The 15,994-nt window shown below is 66.7% G+C and carries 18 protein-coding genes; 10 read left to right on the forward strand and 8 right to left on the reverse strand.

What is annotated here, in order from left to right; translation table 11 throughout:
* Positions 1-70: 70 nt before the first annotated feature.
* Positions 71-412 (reverse strand): ArsR/SmtB family transcription factor, encoded by a 342-nt coding sequence (locus tag ACFEMD_RS19030; protein WP_394742864.1) that lies wholly within the window; start codon positions 410-412, stop codon positions 71-73.
* Between the two features lie 313 nt (positions 413-725).
* Positions 726-1,307 (reverse strand): hypothetical protein, encoded by a 582-nt coding sequence (locus ACFEMD_RS19035; RefSeq protein ID WP_394742865.1) that lies wholly within the window; start codon positions 1,305-1,307, stop codon positions 726-728.
* Between the two features lie 170 nt (positions 1,308-1,477).
* Here ACFEMD_RS19035 and ACFEMD_RS19040 point away from each other — a divergent pair, with 170 nt between their 5' ends.
* Positions 1,478-1,942, forward strand: coding sequence for a CPBP family intramembrane glutamic endopeptidase (locus ACFEMD_RS19040; protein ID WP_394742968.1), 465 nt, complete (start codon positions 1,478-1,480; stop codon positions 1,940-1,942).
* 23 nt (positions 1,943-1,965) lie between these two features.
* Here the strand turns inward: ACFEMD_RS19040 and ACFEMD_RS19045 are convergent, their stop codons facing one another.
* Both ACFEMD_RS19045 and ACFEMD_RS19050 read right to left on the reverse strand, forming a co-directional pair.
* Positions 1,966-2,445, reverse strand: a complete 480-nt coding sequence (locus ACFEMD_RS19045; RefSeq protein WP_394742866.1) for an HAD family hydrolase — start codon at positions 2,443-2,445, stop codon at positions 1,966-1,968.
* A gap of 68 nt (positions 2,446-2,513) precedes the next feature.
* Positions 2,514-2,906, reverse strand: coding sequence for a secondary thiamine-phosphate synthase enzyme YjbQ (locus tag ACFEMD_RS19050; protein ID WP_394742867.1), 393 nt, complete (start codon positions 2,904-2,906; stop codon positions 2,514-2,516).
* A gap of 91 nt (positions 2,907-2,997) precedes the next feature.
* Here ACFEMD_RS19050 and ACFEMD_RS19055 point away from each other — a divergent pair, with 91 nt between their 5' ends.
* Entirely contained in the window at positions 2,998-3,741 is a 744-nt protein-coding gene (locus tag ACFEMD_RS19055; RefSeq protein ID WP_394742868.1) for a Dph6-related ATP pyrophosphatase, read from the forward strand.
* A gap of 84 nt (positions 3,742-3,825) precedes the next feature.
* Here ACFEMD_RS19055 and ACFEMD_RS19060 read toward each other — a convergent pair whose 3' ends face one another.
* Positions 3,826-4,275, reverse strand: a complete 450-nt coding sequence (locus ACFEMD_RS19060; RefSeq protein ID WP_394742869.1) for a pyridoxamine 5'-phosphate oxidase family protein — start codon at positions 4,273-4,275, stop codon at positions 3,826-3,828.
* Between the two features lie 174 nt (positions 4,276-4,449).
* Here ACFEMD_RS19060 and ACFEMD_RS19065 point away from each other — a divergent pair, with 174 nt between their 5' ends.
* On the forward strand, positions 4,450-5,778 hold the full coding sequence (locus ACFEMD_RS19065) for an ATP-grasp domain-containing protein (RefSeq protein ID WP_394742870.1): 1,329 nt from the start codon (positions 4,450-4,452) through the stop codon (positions 5,776-5,778).
* Positions 5,779-5,934: 156 nt separating this feature from the next.
* Here the strand turns inward: ACFEMD_RS19065 and ACFEMD_RS19070 are convergent, their stop codons facing one another.
* From ACFEMD_RS19070 to ACFEMD_RS19080, 3 genes are all read right to left on the reverse strand, one after another.
* Positions 5,935-6,336: a hypothetical protein gene (locus ACFEMD_RS19070; RefSeq protein WP_394742871.1), complete on the reverse strand. Its 402-nt coding sequence runs from the start codon at positions 6,334-6,336 to the stop codon at positions 5,935-5,937.
* Between the two features lie 491 nt (positions 6,337-6,827).
* Complete coding sequence (locus ACFEMD_RS19075) at positions 6,828-7,814, reverse strand: TackOD1 domain-containing metal-binding protein (RefSeq protein WP_394742872.1); 987 nt, start codon at positions 7,812-7,814, stop codon at positions 6,828-6,830.
* Between the two features lie 612 nt (positions 7,815-8,426).
* Entirely contained in the window at positions 8,427-8,618 is a 192-nt protein-coding gene (locus ACFEMD_RS19080) for a hypothetical protein (RefSeq protein WP_394742873.1), read from the reverse strand.
* A gap of 367 nt (positions 8,619-8,985) precedes the next feature.
* On the opposite strand from ACFEMD_RS19080, the gene ACFEMD_RS19085 reads away from it, so the two are divergent.
* The 7 genes from ACFEMD_RS19085 (at position 8,986) to ACFEMD_RS19115 (ending at position 15,956) form a co-directional block, all read left to right on the forward strand.
* Complete coding sequence (locus ACFEMD_RS19085) at positions 8,986-9,216, forward strand: hypothetical protein (RefSeq protein ID WP_394742874.1); 231 nt, start codon at positions 8,986-8,988, stop codon at positions 9,214-9,216.
* Positions 9,217-9,494: 278 nt separating this feature from the next.
* Complete coding sequence (nosZ, locus tag ACFEMD_RS19090; protein WP_394742875.1) at positions 9,495-11,351, forward strand: TAT-dependent nitrous-oxide reductase; 1,857 nt, start codon at positions 9,495-9,497, stop codon at positions 11,349-11,351.
* A gap of 36 nt (positions 11,352-11,387) precedes the next feature.
* Complete coding sequence (locus ACFEMD_RS19095) at positions 11,388-12,155, forward strand: hypothetical protein (protein WP_394742876.1); 768 nt, start codon at positions 11,388-11,390, stop codon at positions 12,153-12,155.
* The gene (gene nosD, locus ACFEMD_RS19100) at positions 12,148-13,548 is read left to right on the forward strand and encodes a nitrous oxide reductase family maturation protein NosD (protein WP_394742877.1); all 1,401 of its coding nucleotides are present in this window, start codon (positions 12,148-12,150) and stop codon (positions 13,546-13,548) included. Before ACFEMD_RS19095 ends, nosD begins: the two co-directional genes overlap by 8 nt.
* The gene (locus ACFEMD_RS19105) at positions 13,529-14,500 is read left to right on the forward strand and encodes an ABC transporter ATP-binding protein (RefSeq protein WP_394742878.1); all 972 of its coding nucleotides are present in this window, start codon (positions 13,529-13,531) and stop codon (positions 14,498-14,500) included. Before nosD ends, ACFEMD_RS19105 begins: the two co-directional genes overlap by 20 nt.
* The gene (locus tag ACFEMD_RS19110; protein ID WP_394742879.1) at positions 14,497-15,408 is read left to right on the forward strand and encodes an ABC transporter permease; all 912 of its coding nucleotides are present in this window, start codon (positions 14,497-14,499) and stop codon (positions 15,406-15,408) included. The genes ACFEMD_RS19105 and ACFEMD_RS19110 overlap by 4 nt, the downstream gene beginning before the upstream one ends.
* Positions 15,405-15,956, forward strand: coding sequence for a nitrous oxide reductase accessory protein NosL (locus ACFEMD_RS19115; protein WP_394742880.1), 552 nt, complete (start codon positions 15,405-15,407; stop codon positions 15,954-15,956). The genes ACFEMD_RS19110 and ACFEMD_RS19115 overlap by 4 nt, the downstream gene beginning before the upstream one ends.
* Positions 15,957-15,994 lie beyond the last annotated feature (38 nt).

A 15,994-nucleotide genomic window follows, 5' to 3' on the forward strand; every position in this document is an offset into this window, starting at 1 on the left:
ACCCACGGTCCTCGCCCGGTGAGTATCGGCTATGGGATACGCGTCCCCGACTGACAGTGGGGCTCGATCGCTACCGAGCCGACGGGACCTTCGCATCGACCGCCTCGAGAACGCTCGAGACGAGGTCACAACGGTAGTAGCGAACCGTTCTCCCGTGGCGGTCGTAGTCGACGAGACCGATATCTCGGAGCATCGGTAGATGGACGTGGTGCAGTTCTCCCTCCCACCCGTCGTCGCCCGTCGCGGAGATGGCTCGAGCCAGTTCGTCGACCGTAATCCAGTTCTCGTCGGACGCCTCCAGCTCTGAGACGATCTCGCGACGACGCGCGCTGGCGAGCACGCGAAGGACCTCGTCCGCCTCGCAGGTCCGGTACACGATCCCGTTCTCGTCGAGGATCGGACACTCACTCATAGGTAGTTGGTGCGACGACGGGCGGAGAGCGTAAAGTCTCCCGCAAGAGTTCCCACGACGTGATAATATCGGGACTGGGAGCCGTTCTCGAGACGGGTACCACTCGAACTCGCTTGGCTCTCGATTCCAGTCGTTCGATCCCTCCTCCAGTTGGCCGCAGTCACGGTCTCTCGAGGGAGAATTCCCCGTTATGATCACATATGTACCTGCGTAATTTACGTCCCGACTGGAAAATCGGACCACAGCCGCTTCGAGCGCCCCTCGACGAGCGCTGCGGTCCGCGCTGCCAGCAGGGAGGCGAGTCGAGATCTAGCTATTCGTCGTGGTCGACGTCGGTATCGTTCTCCGTACGAACCTCGATCCTGCCAGCCATCGGGTCGGGGTGAGCCCCGCAGGCGTATTCGGCGAGTCCCAAGTCCGCCCGAACCCGAAGCGTTCGTGTCTCCCCTCGCGTTTCGATCGACTCCGTCAGCTGTCGCTCGGTGATCGCTCCGTCACCGTCCCGGAGTACGAGGGCGTGCGGTTCGCCGTTACCGTTTCTGACGGTGATCCCGTACTCCCGGCCCTCGTAGAGGACGAGCGTCGGATTCCGCTCGCCGGCAATAGCGCCGGGCTCGAGGCCCCGCCATCCGTCGACGTCGCTCTCGAGGACGATCTCCTCGACGCCGCCCCACGCATCGTAAACGGCTGCCGGCTCGGTACACCCTCCGAGAGCGGCCGTTCCGCCGACAGCAGCGAGGATCCCCAGCAGCGTCCGACGTCCGCACCCGAACCGGTTCCCTGAAAACGGATCGGCGAACGAGAGACGCTCCTCGAAGCGGGTCGGGAGCCGTTGGGATGGGGTTCGGTTCCGTCGTGGGACACCGATCGGATCGGTCAAGAGAGCGGTTCGCATCGGGTGGGCTGGCTACGGCGAGCGACGTAAACCGTTTTGCACGACGACTGCACTGACACGACGGCGTATCTGTCCGCTCTCGAGAACGGCTCGCGGCAGCCGCGAGCCGCGACAGGTCCCCGCTCGAGGTCGTCGAGCCGCGGCGACTCCTCGAGCCGGGATCCCTCGCCCTGCTACTGGCCGTCGCGCTCGTCTTTCCCGCAGTCGAAGAGATCGGGCTGCGCGGCTACTGGTTCGATCAGCTGCAGGCACGCTGGAGCGCGCTCGTGGCGAGTCTGATCCTCGGGGTCGTCTGGGCGGCGTGGCACGTGCCGCTGGTCTACATGGTGGGTTACTACGACGAGACGACGTTCCAGCCGGAGCTGTGGTGGTGGCTCCCGAGTATCGTCCTCACCGCGATCATCGGGACGTGGGTGTACAACAACACTCGGCGAAGCGTCCTCGCGGTAATCGGTCTCCACTTCGTCGGCAATCTGACCGGCGAGACGATGGGATTCGCGAGCGAGATGTATCCCGTCGTCCACCTCGGAACGGCGCTCGTCGCGGTCTGTCTCGTGGTCGTCTGGGGACCCGAATCGCTCCGCGGGTGGGGCGTTCCGAAGCCGACCGCGGGAGTCCTCGAGCGATCGAGCTGACGGCGGGCTCGGCGAGAGCCTCGTCAGTCGCCCGACTCCGGTCGATCGAACCGGGGCTCGCGACCTCCCGGCTCGGCGACGATCCACCAGTCGACGTCCGCCGACGGGTGTCGCTTCTCGACGTGTTCCCGGAGGAGTTCGCCCGTCGGAACGTTCGCTCCGCAGAGATCGCACCGGTGGTGATGGTGGTCGGGCGAGAGGAGATGGTCACCCTGGCCGTCCCGGTGGATTCGCGGCGGGACCGCCCTCGAGGTGGACTCGTTCGAGACGATCGCCCGTCGAAACCGAACCGCCAGCCGATCGAAGTGCAGAAATTTCGGGTGGTCGACGACGAGCTCCGACAGGATCGCGAACGGAATCGCGATCAGGACGACGACGCCGATCACCTCGAGGGTCACTGCCGCATCCGTCGCGATGACGACCGCGAGAACGTCCTCGGTAACGCCGAAGACGATACCGATGACGAAGAACTCGAGGAGTCGTTTGAGTCGCTCCGCGTTCATGGCTCCCCCACCTCGAGCGGACGGATGAAGGTTTCAGCTGGGTTCTACCGGGTACGGGGCGAGACGCGCTACGCCGAAACGGTCGTCACCCGGAGCCGACGCGAGCGAGGCCCGTCGCAGTCGACGAACAGGATCGCCTGCCAGGTCCCGAGCGCGAGCTCGCCGTCGACGACAGGAACCGTGACGCTCTCGCCGAGCAGCGTCGCTCGCAGGTGTGCGTCCGCGTTGTCGTCGATCGCGTCGTGGGCGTACCCCTCACCGCGCGGGACGAGGCGCTCGAGGGCGTCCTCGATGTCCGAGAGGAGTCTGTCTTCGCGTTCGTTGACGATCACGCCGGCCGTCGTGTGCGGGACGTACGCGGTACAGAGCCCGTCCTCGAGATCGGTCGGGACTGCATCGGTGACGTCGGCGGTGACGTCGACGATGTCGACCCGCTCGTTCGTCCGAACGTCGATCTGCATGGACGACCCCACGACCGATTCCGTGATAGTCCTGCCGCCGCGAGCGGTCGCACGCACCGTGTATTTGTTCGGTGGCGACGAAGGAACCCGTATGGTCGCATCGGACGGCGGCTGGGTCGCGCTGTTCTCCGGCGGCAAGGATTCCTCGTGGGCGCTGTACCGAGCGCTGGAGGGAGGCCGCGACGTTCGCCGGCTCGTCGTCGTTCGCCCCCCGGAGGGGGCCCACGCGTACCACGCCCCGGCGACGTCGGTCGCACGGCTGGCTGCGGAGAGTCTCGGTATTCCTGCAGTCGACGCGGGGCTCCCCGCGACCGATATCGAATCGCCCGACCTGCGAGCGACCGGGCGATCGTCCGGAACGGACGGCGTCGAGAACCTCGAGCCGCTGGAGGTCGCCCTCGAGCGTCTCGACGACGAGTTCGAGGGCGGGCTCGCCGGGGTCGTCGCCGGCGTCGTCGGAAGCGAGTTCCAGGCCGAACGGCTGCGATCTCTGTGTGCGGGGCTCGACTGTGACTTTCTCGCGCCGCTGTGGCGAGCGGAGCCGCGCGACCTCGCGACGGCGATGATCGACGGCGGCCTCGAGATCGTGATCGTAGAAGTTTCGGCTCCCGGGTTCGACGCGGACTGGCTCGGTCGGCGGCTGGACCGGGACGCCCTGGCCGATCTGGAGGTCCTCCGTCGCGAGCACGGAACCCACCACCTGGGCAAGGATGGGGAGTTCGAGACGATCGTGATCGACGGTCCGCATATGACGCGCTCCATTGCACTCGAGTTCGAACGAGAGTGGAACGGGGAGTGGGGCCGACTGCGGATTACCGACGCCCGACTCGAGTGACGGTGTCCGGATCGTGGGAAGATTCGTTCCGCTCGGTCGGATCCGGCCCGGTTCGGCGACCGACACGCGCTCGACTCGCAGGTATCAGGAGTCGGTTCGGACCTCCTTTCGACCCGTCATCGTCTCGGGCTCGAGGCGGAAAAAGCGAAACCGAACCTCCTTCGGCGGTCGTTCGAAGACGTCGACGAGCGGGATCTCGACGGCCCACATCCCGTGGATCGCACCCGGTTCGAACGGATCGTCGGAGATGTCCTCGAGTTCGCCGCTGGCGACGACGCTCCGCCAGCCATCGTCGGTGTTCCGATGCGTGACGAACGAGACGGATCGGTCGACGAGCTCGGCCTTCCGGCCGTCCTTCGGCATCGAGAGTCGGTAGTAGAGCGCTCCCTCGTCAGGGTTGTACCCGTAGGAAACGGGAATCGAGACCGGAGGGTCGTCCGCGCCCGTCGCGAAGGAGATAACCCCGACCCCGCCTCGGCCGAGGAACTCGCTCATCTCGTCGGCGTTCAGCTGAAGCCAGCGAAGCCCTTGCATGCCGGTACGGAGGACGGGAGAGGGGAAAGTACCTTGCTGTGCGGAAACGGGACATTCACACTGGGATGACCGAAACGGTCACCTCGGCTCGAGGACGGACACTCACCTGCACCCGCCCACTCGAGTCGGCTTTCGGGCTACGGTTTTACCGATTCGCACGCCGTAGAGCGGTGCATGGTCGACAATTCGGTTCGAGTCGGCGTTTTGAGTTTTCACGATAGCAAGGAGTCGAAGGCGATCTGCAACGCCGTCGAGGAGCTCGGCCACGATCCCGTCTGGCTCCGCGAAAACAACGTCCTCCTGCGATTTACGGACGGTACGTTCGTTCTCGAGCCGGACGTGGACGTAGTGATCAACCGCCTGCTGCTGTCGACGGCGACCCAGCCCGTCGAAGCCGTCGGGATCGCGAACGCGATCGCTCGCTTCCGGCCGATGGTGAACGATCCCGACGCCGCGGCGCTCGCCTCCCACAAGATCGCCGCCGCCGCGACGATGGTCGCAGCGGGTGTGCCGATTCCGGAGACGGCGCTGGCGATGGGGACGACGACCGTTGGGCGGGTCGGCCCGACGTTCGGCGAGGAGTTCGTCTACAAGACGATCGTCGGAACCCACGGCGGCGGCGCGTGGAAGGTCCGCCAGAACGACCTGCTCACCGGAACCGTCGGGACGCGGCGTGCGTTCCTGCAGGAACTCGTTCGCGCGGACCGCGAGCGAACGCGGGATCTCCGCGTCTACGTCGTCGACGGAACCGTCGTCGGCGCGATGTACCGCTACGCCGACGAGGAGGAGTGGCGGACGAACGTCGCACGCGGCGGGTCCGTCGAGGACGCGACCGACGCGCTACCCGCCACCGTCGAAGACACCGCGACGACCGCGGCGTCCGCGGTCGGACTGGACTGCGCCGGCGTGGACCTCATCGAGGGCGAGGACGGCTGGTACGTTCTCGAGGTCAACCCGACCGCCGGATTCAGGGGACTGTTCCGCGCGACGGGGCGGAGTCCGGCGCCCGTCATCGCGAAAGTCGCGGTCGAGCGCGTCGGAGGGTCGGTCGACGACGAGCTAGTCGAGCGGTTGCGGGCGACGCTCGACGATTCGGTTCCGTCGTGTGTCCCGAGCGAGGGCGAGCCGATCGGGAACGACGCACCGGTCGTCGGGCTCACCGAACGCGTCGTCGTCAGCGGCACGACCGACACGAAGTCGGTGGCTGGCCGGGCCGAACCGGTCAACGCGCGAACTCGGATCGATCTGCAGCTCGCGGCCGCGATCGGCGCCGGTCCGATCCAGGTCGGAACGACCGACTCCGTCGAGAACGGCCGTCGTCGGCGACCCGTCGTCGACGTCGTCGTCGGCGTCGCCGGAACCGAACGAACCGTCGACGCGATCGTCGAGGACCGAGCCGGAGAACAGTATCCGATCCTGCTCGGTCGCGACGTGCTCGCCGAGTTCCGAATCGACGTCGCCAGCAGGTACGGCGGCCGGATCGACGAGTCGCTCGAGGAGTGAGGGGTTCCGTTTCGGGCGTTCGCCGAAACGCAGCGTCGCCGTTACGAAGGTCGTCGCAGACGCGGCAGCGGAGTGGTTCGACGGGACGCTGGCGTAGCCGTTTCGAGGGCACCGAAAAGCGTCGAAACGGTGTCGTCGGTTCGCGGACCTCCGTCGCTATCGCTCGCTCTCGAGGACGCGCTCGTACACGTCCAGAATCGGACGGTACCGGTCGCGGTGACTGTCTGGAAGCTCCCGGACGACGTCGTAGCTGTCCTCCGAAACGACGATCGTTCGCGGAACTCCCTGCCAGTCCTCGCGGTGGCCGAAGAGTTCCCGCTCGATCCCGTACCGGCCGTTCTCGTCGACGTAGGCGACACGAGTCACCGGAAGGTCGAATCGTACGTTCGGAATCGAAACCTCCTCGAGCGAGCGGGCGACGGCGGCGAACCGACACCCCGATCGTTCGGTATCGGCGTCCTCGAGCCGGCGGATCGTCTGCTCGTCGATCAGCGCGACGTCTCGGGTGGGGGCGCTACCGGCGGTACGTTTATTACCGTCTCTCGTTTTCGTATTCATGTTCTCTGAGATCCCGGAGGACACGAGGTCCGCTGTTGGCGCAGCGGGCCGGAAATCGTTCCCGACACACCTCGAGTAACTATCCATATCCTAGCGAGCCACGCTTATAAACCTGTGCCGTTCCTTTCAGGTTACGGACTATCAGAAAAGCAACCCCCGTGTGGTAGTTCTAACAGTCGTACTGTAACGTGGCTGGTAGGAAGATCGAGAGAGGGGAAATCGGCGGTTCTGTAGACGGTTTCGGGCGGCCGGAGTCAGTCGCTGTTCGGTTCGGCCTGCCCGACGATCCCGGTGACGATTACGAAGGTAACGAACCGACTCGGGTCCGTATCCTTGAGATGGCGATAACGGCTGCGAGGCGTGACGCAGGGCCGTGGTCGCCGGAGTCGAAGCTACCGCCGCGGAGACGGGCGCTCGGGACCGAAACGGCTACTCGAAGGGACCGCCCGACGTCCCTTTCGACGCTCCGAAAACGCTCGTGTTGGCTGCCCTCACTGACGACCGTTTCGGCCGGGAACCTCGAGCGCGGCGGTGAGGCGTTCGAACAGCCCGGGTCGATAGGCACCGACGCTCTCGGTCGTGTCGTACTCGGACTCGAGCGTACTCTCCCCGTCCTCGTCGAACGTCAGCACCGTCAGCTCCGAGCCCTCCGCTCGCTTCGCGACGTCGGTCTCGACGGTGCCCGAGGTCGTCACGACGACCGGGTGTGCGCCGACCGATTCCGCGAACGCGTGGAACTCGTCGACGCTCTCGGCGTCGGGCGTCTCGTGAACGCTAACGATCCGTCGTTCGCCCATCAGTCCGTCCTCGGCGAGGACGTGAACGCGTCGGGACCCGCCGTCGTCGACGGTGGTGTCGATCTCGGTCTCGAAGCGACGCTCCTCTAACGCCTCCGCGGCCGTCCGACGGGCCGCCTTCTGACGGGCGAGCCACGTCTCGCCCTCGGGAGTGAGCGTGTACCGGTACAGGACCCGTTCGATCGTTTCCAGCGGGGGGAACATCGACGAGCACTCCCGGCACCGAAGTCGGTCGTCCGGCACGTCGAACGACTCGGTACACTCCTGGCAGCTGTAGCGGAGTTTCTTCTCGATGTCGACGGACTCGAGGTCCTGCTCGCAGTCGGGACAGCGGTAGCCGGCCTCGGACTCGAACTCCGATTCGGGACCCGCGTAGCCACAGACGTGCTCGAGCACGGTCGTCTCGATGGCCTGTGGATCCCCGCAGGCCGGACAGACGGTCGTGTACTGTAACCCCTCGGTCGTACACTCGGGGCAGACGTACACCTTCGAGACGAACTCGTCGGCCAGTACCCCTCGAGTGGCGAACCGCTCGAGGACGACGGTCGGATCGTCGTCGATCTCGTCGAGCAGGTCGGCGGCGGCCGAGTAGTTCACCGACCCGTCGTCGGAGATGTCGGGCTCGAAGGCGTCGTCCTCGAGCAGCGTATCGATCAGTCGAAGCTCCCCTGGTGAAACCATAATCCCGGTTCGAACTGGGAGGACAATTACCGTATAATTTCCGCTTGAGTGGCTACTAGTTTCTCGGTGAATGTCCGTTGTTCGCAACTGGAATCGAGTGGGTGCGGGTTCGATACTCGTACCGACTGACTTCCTCCCACGACTGAAGTCGTGGGCTTTCTCCTCGAACCTCTGTAATAGCCGCTTTGCCGGTGAGAAGCGAGCCGTTTCTGTCACCGGAGGAACGACGAGACGGGGAAGATCGCTATCCGACCGGTTGGGTTGCCGTGCGAAAGCCCCAATCTCGAGCGAGGGAGCGATGACGGACACCTGTGGCGGCGCCGCTTCGAGAAGCGAACTGCGGCGAAGACCACACTCGTCTCCGTCAGGAAACGACTTCGACGTGCTCGGTAGCCGCTACGAAATGCGGTGGAGCACCTGCTCCGGACGGACAGTCGGTCGGAAGGACTGCGTTCCGTGAGATCCATCGTCGAACCTGCGTTCGCTCCTCGTACTCGCCCCGCCAGAGGGAAGGGGACACCGGGTTCGCGTCGCGTATCCGGTGTCGCTCGTGAAATACCATATCTGAAGGCATTCTCCAGAACCGTCGAATCGTGTTTCGCGACGGGGCGTTCAAGCCGCGAGTTTCGTACGAACCAGCAGGGAGAACTCCACGATGATCATGAACAGCGCGGCGAGCAGCGAGACCCAGAGAACGGTGGTCGGGAGGACATCGAGCAGTACGAGCGAAGCTGCGGCGGCAGCGGCGAGCAGGACACCCGTGACAACCTGAGTGGAACCCAGCGTTTTGAGCACGGTTACCATCCGCCACCATTCGGTAGCTGTGGCTTAGTGTTTGTCCCTGGCCGGTCCGAGCGCGTGCCAGCCACGGGTTCGCGCGGAAGCGTACCCCGAAAACCGCCGAGTCCGACGGATGGTACCTCGGCACCTGCTCGCGAGCGGAGGGAGCTCCTGCTGTGGGGCGTATCACGCGAGTGACACCGTCGACGGCAGTCTTGCTCGGCGGCGACTACTACACGGATCGGACGCTCAGTCCCGACGGGGGGCACGATGCGCTGACGGGAATCGATCCACAACACGTCACCGGCGAAACGGCTCGAGGACGAGTCATCGAACACTCCGAGTACCCGTGTGCTCCCGGTAACCGCCCACTCGGCGGTGAAACGCCGCCGTGCCTCTCGAGGACGGGCTCATTGGAACCGATCGCACCGAGCGGGTCTTCGAGAAGCCGACCGGCGAGCGGACCCGGACGAGTGTCGACAGGGAGCCAATCTCTCGAGACCCGGGCGACCGATGCCGCGATCCGCCGGAACGGTCGGAGATGAACGCGAAACGAGCGGGTTCGAACGGTTCGGACGCCGATCGCACGGCGCTCGCTCGAGCGGGCATCCGCTACCGCTGACGACCGTGAGTGGTGCTATGCCATTTTCATAATACTTCTTACCATAATCTTCGGAGAATAGGTGTGAGCGGTAGAGGAACTACACCACCAGTATACGTGTTCTTTCGGCCGAACCGGTTCCCCCCTATATTCCCAAGTGACGGGAATCTGAAACAGTCATAACGTCGTGTCCGACGGAGTGTGACCTGTACAGGTGCAGGAACTTCCACCGCGACAGCCCCAAGACGATGACAAAATCATACGCGTCCGATCCGACAGCCCCCGAGGAACCGACTAGCATGACCGCGGTAGACGACAGAGATCCGCTCTTCGCGCGAATTCCGCGGCGTGACTTCATGATCGCGGGCGCAGCCACCGGCATGATGGGATCGCTCGCGGGCTGTACCGGACTGCTCAGCGACGACGAGCAGGTCTCGGCGGCCGACGTCGACACGGAGGTCCCGCCGGGCGAACACGACGACTACTACGCGTTCCTCTCGGGCGGCCACTCCGGCGACATCCGCGTCTACGGGGTTCCCTCGATGCGCCAGCTCATGCGCATCCCCGTGTTCAACGTCGAGAGCGCTCGAGGGTACGGGTTCGACGACGAAACCCACGAGATGCTCCAGGAGTCCGGCGGCTACACGTGGGGCGATACCCACCACCCACGAATCAGCCAGACCGACAACGAGTACGACGGCGAGTGGCTGTTCGTCAACGACAAGGCCAACGGCCGGATGGCCCGAATCGACCTCGAGTACTTCGAGACAGATGCAATCATCGACCTGCCGAACCACCAGGGGACCCACGGCGCGTGTATGCTGTTGCCCGACAGCCGGTACGTCTTCGGCGTCGGCGAACTCCGCGTCCCGATTCCGAACGACGGCCGGGATCTCGACGATCCGAGCGAGTACGGGTCGACGCTCTCGGCGATGTCACCGGACCCGTTCGACCACGAGTGGGACGTTCGCGTGGACTGTAACCTCGACAACGGCGACTCGGGCAAGGACGGCGAGTGGTTCTTCACGACCAGCTACAACAGCGAGGAGGGCGTCACCGAACGGGAGATGACGGCGGCCGACACCGACTACGTGGTCGCCTTCAACATCCCCCGCATCGAGGACGCGGTCGACGCCGGCGAGTACGAGGAGATCAACGGCGTCCCGGTCGTCGACGGTACCGAGGACAGCCCCCTCAACGACGGCGACGAGCCCCTGGTCCGGTACATCGACGTCCCGACGAACCCCCACGGGGTAAGCGTCACCCCGGACGGACGGTACGCGATCGCCTCCGGCAAGCTCGACCCGACGTGCACGGTCATCGAGATCGATCGGCTGAACGAGGTCGACGACCCCAACGACGCCATCGTCGGGCGGGTCAACGTCGGGAACGGTCCGCTGCACACCGCCTACGACGGTCGCGGCCACGCCTACACGACGCTGTTCGTCGACTCCCAGGTCGTCAAGTGGGACATCGAAGCCGCCGTCGACGCCGAGATGGGCTCCGAGGATCCCGTTATCGAGAAACACGACGTCCACTACAGCCCCGGCCACCTGATCGCCGCTGAATCCTACACCGGCGATCCGCAGGGCGACTGGCTGATCGTGCTCAACAAGCTCTCGAAGGATCGGTTCCTTCCGGTGGGACCAGTGTTCCCCGAGAACGACCAGCTGTTCTACATCGGCGACGACGACGCCGGGATGGAGCTGGTCAAGGACACCCCAACCTACCCGGAACCCCACGACGCCTCGATCGTCCGGGCCGACCGGCTCGATCCCGCCTCGGTGTACGACCCCGACGACCTCGAGCTGGAGTTCATCTCGGCCGACGACGACGAGAACTTCATCGACCGCGACGGCGACCAGGTTCACGTCGAGATGTACAACCAGCGCAACCACTTCGGCTTCGAGGACATCACCGTCCAGGAGGGCGACGAGGTCACCATCAGGTCGACCAACATCGAGAGCGAGGAGGACATCATCCACTCGCTGGCGATCCCCCAGCACGACGTCAACGTCAAGCTCGCTCCCCAAGAAACCCGCGAGGTGACGTTTACGGCCGACGAGCCGGGCGTCTACTGGATGTACTGTGCGTACTTCTGTAGTGCGCTCCACCTCGAGATGCGCTCGCGGCTGCTGGTCGAACCGGCCGACTGACCACGTCCATCCCACCCAACCCCACATCCGCCACCCATGTCCAGACTCACCCGACTGACCGAACTTCGTCGCGCGCTCCCGCTCGCAGCGGCGGCGCTGTTGCTCGTCGCGATCGCGCTCCCGATGTGGCGGATCACGCTCGAGGCACCCCAGTACCCCGACGGACTGTTCGTCGAGCTGTACGCCTACCCGCGCCTCGAGGGCGACGTCGCCGAAACGCAGGGGCTCAACCGGTACGTCGGGTTCTACTACCCGGATCCCGTCTACCTCGATCCCAACTACGACGTCAATCCGAACGCGATCGCGGTTCCCGAATGGTCGGTCGGCCCGCTGGCGTTCGTTGCCGTTGCTGCAGCGGGTGTGTTCGTCGCGCTCGCGCCGACGGTCCGCAAGCTGAAGCTCGGGCTGACCTGCCAGCTCGCTGGAACGATAGCGGTGTTCGTCGCGATGTTCGCGCTCATCCAGTACCGGCTCCACCAGGCCGGCCACTCGCTCGATCCCGACGCGCCGATGCGCGGCATCGACGGGTTCACGCCGCCGCTGCTGGGTACCTACGAGATCGCCAACATCAGCGGCCTCGCCTGGTTCGGTCCCGGCGGCTACCTCACCCTGATCGCGATCGCGCTGCTGGTCGCGGCCCACGCGTTCCGGGACTCGACGGCGACCGTCGGCGACGTGCCGACGATCGGCGCGGACCGGTTCGAGCGGGCTCGAGCGTGGATCCGAAGCCGACGCGACCGGAACGATCGACCCCAGCCGACCGCCGCGGCCGACGGCGAACGCGAGGTGACCCGCGATGACTGACCGCGTCGTGGCCGACCGCGAAACGTGGTTCGTCGTCGTCGCCGTCGCGGTGCTCGTCGTCTCGCTGGCGGCGGCCGCCGTCGCGGCGACGGACGGCTCCGACGACCGCGAGGCGACCGTCGAGGGCTGGACGCCCGACGTCTCGGACCCCCGCGACGCGGAGGCGCCCGGCGAGTCCGGCGTCGCGACCGTCGACGGCGAGGAGTTCGACTCCGTCCAGGACGCCGTCGACGCCGCCGAGCCTGGCGACACCGTCGTCCTCGAGGGGGTCTTCGAGGAGCGCGTGACGATCGAGACGGAAGGACTCACGCTCGAGGCCGCGGGTGAGGGAGCGCTGATCGACGGCAGCGGCGAGGACACCGTCGTCCACGTCGCGGCCGAGAACGTGACCCTCGAGGAGCTGTGGATCCGCGAGTCGGGCCACGATCGGGGTAACGAGGACGCGGGCGTCCTCGTCAACGGGTCGGGCTCGACCCTCGAGGACGTTCGGATCACGGACGTCACCTACGGCGTCTGGATCGGCGAGGCCGAGGACGTCATCGTCGCGGACGCGACGATCGCCGGCCGCGAGGACGTCTCCGAGTCCGAGCGGGGTAACGGGATCCACCTCGACCGGGCCGACGGCGCCGAGCTCCGGGCCAACGAGATCACGACCGTCCGGGACGGGATCTACTTCTCGTGGTCCGACGGCGTCGTGGCCACCGAGAACGCGATGTGGGAGCTTCGCTACGGCGTCCACTACATGTACTCCGACGACAACCGCCTCGCGGGCAACGTCGCCTTCGACAACGATGTCGGGTTCGCGATCATGGTCTCGGAGAACCTCACCGTCGTCAACAACGTCGCGGTGAACAACGACGGCCCGAGCGGCCAGGGGATCCTCGTCAAGGACGTCGACCGTACCGAGATCCGCGACAACGCCGTCGTCGCCAACCGGAACGGGTTCTACGTCTACAACGCTCACGGCAACGAGATCGTCGACAATCTCGTCCTCGAGAACGAGGTCGGCGTCCAGTTCACCGCGGGCAGCTCCGACGAACTGGTCGTCGGCAACAGCTTCGTCGCGAACGACCAGTCGGCGTACGCGCCGACGACCGTCCAGATCACCTGGAACGACTCCGAGCGGGGCAACTACTGGTCCGACGCCCGAACGGTCGACCTCGACGGCGACGGCACCGGCGAAACCCGCCACCAGCCGGCGGGGACCGTCGAGAACCTCGTCCGCGAGCGGCCCCAGGCCGCCGTCTTCGCCGAGAGTCCGGCGTTCGACGCGGTCCGGATGGCCGAGAGCTCGTTCCCCGTCATCGAATCGCCCGGGGTGGTCGACCACCGGCCGCTCGCCGAACCGCCGCACGACGACTGGAGGGAGTACTATGCAAATCACGATCACTGACGTTCACAAACGCTACGGCGACGTCGTCGCCCTGGACGGGCCGACATTCGAGATCCCGTCCGGGTCGACGTTCGGCGTCCTCGGGACGAACGGCGCGGGAAAGACGACCCTCTTCGAGCTGCTGGTCGGCCACGACAGACCGGACTCGGGGCGGATCGAGGTCGCCGGGGTCGACGTCGAGCGGGCCGGCCACCGCGTCCGCGAGCGCGTCGCCTTCCTCCCCGAACACGCCGGCTTCCCGCCGTCGATGACGGGCTACGAGGTGCTCTCGGTTCACGCCCGAATCCGCGGCATCGATGGCCGCAAGGAGCGCATCGACGACGCCCTCGAGACGGTCGGTCTGGCCGACGCGGCCGACCGGGCCGTGGAGGGGTACTCCAACGGGATGGGACGACGACTCGGGCTCGCGTCGACCCTGCTGGCCGAGCCACCCGTCCTCGTCCTCGACGAGCCGACCGCGGGGCTCGACCCCCGCGGCGTCGCGACGTTCCATAGGATCGTCGAACGGATCGACCGCGAGACCGACGCGACGGTCGTACTCTCCTCGCACGTCCTGAGCGAAGTCGAGCGGCTCTGTGACGCCGTCGCCGTCCTCGAGGACGGCCAGCTCCGCGCGGTCGGCACCGTCGACGAGCTGCAGGCGGCGGGCGACGGGCGCGTCACCGTCGCCGTCCGGCCCGCGAGCGAGCGGGATCGGTCGCGGGTCCTCGAGACGGTCCAGGGGTACGGCGAGGTGGCCGACTCCGGAGGGGAGATCGCGGTCGCCTGCGACCGCGAGGCCGCCCTCGAGCTCTCGGGAGCGCTCGAGGCCGATCTGGTCGACCGCTTCGAGGTCCGCGAACCCGGGCTCGAGGCGGCGTTCCACGAGGCGCTGGCGGGAACCGAGAGCGGATCGAGCGAGACGGCTGTCGACGGCGAGGTCGCCGGTGGAACGGAGGCGAGCGCGCGATGACCGACCGCCAGCGGACCGCGACGGATGAGCCGCGCCCGAGAGCCGACGGCGGCTACGGGACGGTGGCGGACGCCGAGTTCGGGCGAGCGAGCGAGTCGGGCGTCTGGCACCGACAGCTACGGGTCGTCGCCGAAACCGAGTACCGACTCGCGGTACGGGGGCGGTGGGCGATCGCGCTCACCGCGGTCTTCGCCGCGTTCGCGCTCGGGCTGACGACGTTCAGCGGCTCGAGCGTCAGCCCCGAGGGGTTCGAGCGGACCGTCGCGAGCCTCGCCGTGCTCGCGGTCTACCTCGTTCCGCTGGTCGCGCTCGCGTTCGGCTACGACGCCGTCGTCGGGCGCGAGGAGAGCGGCTGGCTTCAGACGCTGTTCGCCCTGCCGGTCGAGCGCGCCTGGATCGTCGTCGGAACGCTCCTCGGGCGGGCGGTCGTCCTCGCGAGCGCGACGATCATCGGGTTCGGGGTCGCCGGCGGCTTCCTGCTGTGGGAGTTCGGCCTCGCCGGCTTCGACGCCTACGCGACGTTCCTGCTCGCGACCGTCGGCCTTGGGCTTGCCTTCCTGGCGATCGGAGTCCTCGTCTCCGCGCTCGCTCGAGAGAAAACCCACGCGCTCGGGATCGCCCTGCTGATCTGGGCCTGGTTCGTCCTCCTCCACGACCTGCTCGGGCTCGGGATCGTCGCGGCGTTCGATCTCTCGGGGGCCGCCGTCTCCGCGATGTTGCTCGCGAACCCGACGGGGATCTTCCGCGCGCTCGTCCTCGGGACGCTGGGTGCGGCCGGCGACGCCGGCTTCGCCACGGTGCTCGCCGAGTCCGGCCTCTCGACGGGGGTGCTCCTGGGCGCGCTCGTCGCCTGGATCGTCGTTCCGACCGTCCTCGCGGCGCTCGCGATACGGGGGCGACGGCTATGAGCTGTCCGCGACGCCGCGTCCTCGTCGGCGCCGGAACGATCGCGACGGCAGCGACGATCGGTCTGGCCGGCTGTCTCGGGGGCGACGACACGGCCACGGAGGAGTCGGCCGAGCCGATCGCCCTCGACGACGGGGCGACGTGTGACGCCTGCGGAATGGTGATCGCGGATCACGCCGGCCCCGCCAGGCAACTCCTCTACGCCGACGAAGACGAGGGTCCCGCAACGTTCGACAGCCTCCGCGAACTCGTCGCCGTCCACGAGGAACGCGAAGTTCGGGGCGACGAGCTCCGCGCGGCCTTCGCCACCGATTACTCGAGCGTCGACTACCGCCTCGAGGAGCGTGAGGGTACGCAGCGCATTTCGACCCACGCCGGGGCGTCGGCGTTCGCCGACGCGACCGAGCCGGTCTACGTCGTCGACAGCGCGGTCGAGGGGGCGATGGGCGAGGAGTTTCTACCGTTCTCCGATCGGGGAGAGGCGTCGGCGTTCGCCGACGAGCACGGCGGCGAGGTCAGCGCGTGGGAGGAACTGGGAGCCATCGAGTGAAATCCACCCCCGAGTCTCGAGCGAGACCCGTCGAGGGC

The organism is Natronococcus roseus (assembly GCF_043677095.1).
Lineage (GTDB): Archaea > Halobacteriota > Halobacteria > Halobacteriales > Natrialbaceae > Natronococcus > Natronococcus roseus.

Bases quoted from the DNA above. Each gene is read 5' to 3' on its own strand.
- ACFEMD_RS19030 (WP_394742864.1), bottom strand. From the start codon at position 412: ATGAGTGAGTGTCCGATCCTCGACGAGAACGGGATCGTGTACCGGACC.
- ACFEMD_RS19035 (WP_394742865.1), bottom strand. From the start codon at position 1,307: ATGCGAACCGCTCTCTTGACCGATCCGATCGGTGTCCCACGACGGAAC.
- ACFEMD_RS19045 (WP_394742866.1), bottom strand. From the start codon at position 2,445: ATGAACGCGGAGCGACTCAAACGACTCCTCGAGTTCTTCGTCATCGGT.
- ACFEMD_RS19050 (WP_394742867.1), bottom strand. From the start codon at position 2,906: ATGCAGATCGACGTTCGGACGAACGAGCGGGTCGACATCGTCGACGTC.
- ACFEMD_RS19055 (WP_394742868.1), top strand. From the start codon at position 2,998: ATGGTCGCATCGGACGGCGGCTGGGTCGCGCTGTTCTCCGGCGGCAAG.
- ACFEMD_RS19060 (WP_394742869.1), bottom strand. From the start codon at position 4,275: ATGCAAGGGCTTCGCTGGCTTCAGCTGAACGCCGACGAGATGAGCGAG.
- ACFEMD_RS19065 (WP_394742870.1), top strand. From the start codon at position 4,450: ATGGTCGACAATTCGGTTCGAGTCGGCGTTTTGAGTTTTCACGATAGC.
- ACFEMD_RS19070 (WP_394742871.1), bottom strand. From the start codon at position 6,336: ATGAATACGAAAACGAGAGACGGTAATAAACGTACCGCCGGTAGCGCC.
- ACFEMD_RS19075 (WP_394742872.1), bottom strand. From the start codon at position 7,814: ATGGTTTCACCAGGGGAGCTTCGACTGATCGATACGCTGCTCGAGGAC.
- ACFEMD_RS19080 (WP_394742873.1), bottom strand. From the start codon at position 8,618: ATGGTAACCGTGCTCAAAACGCTGGGTTCCACTCAGGTTGTCACGGGT.
- nosZ (WP_394742875.1), top strand. From the start codon at position 9,495: ATGACCGCGGTAGACGACAGAGATCCGCTCTTCGCGCGAATTCCGCGG.
- ACFEMD_RS19095 (WP_394742876.1), top strand. From the start codon at position 11,388: ATGTCCAGACTCACCCGACTGACCGAACTTCGTCGCGCGCTCCCGCTC.
- nosD (WP_394742877.1), top strand. From the start codon at position 12,148: ATGACTGACCGCGTCGTGGCCGACCGCGAAACGTGGTTCGTCGTCGTC.
- ACFEMD_RS19105 (WP_394742878.1), top strand. From the start codon at position 13,529: ATGCAAATCACGATCACTGACGTTCACAAACGCTACGGCGACGTCGTC.
- ACFEMD_RS19110 (WP_394742879.1), top strand. From the start codon at position 14,497: ATGACCGACCGCCAGCGGACCGCGACGGATGAGCCGCGCCCGAGAGCC.
- ACFEMD_RS19115 (WP_394742880.1), top strand. From the start codon at position 15,405: ATGAGCTGTCCGCGACGCCGCGTCCTCGTCGGCGCCGGAACGATCGCG.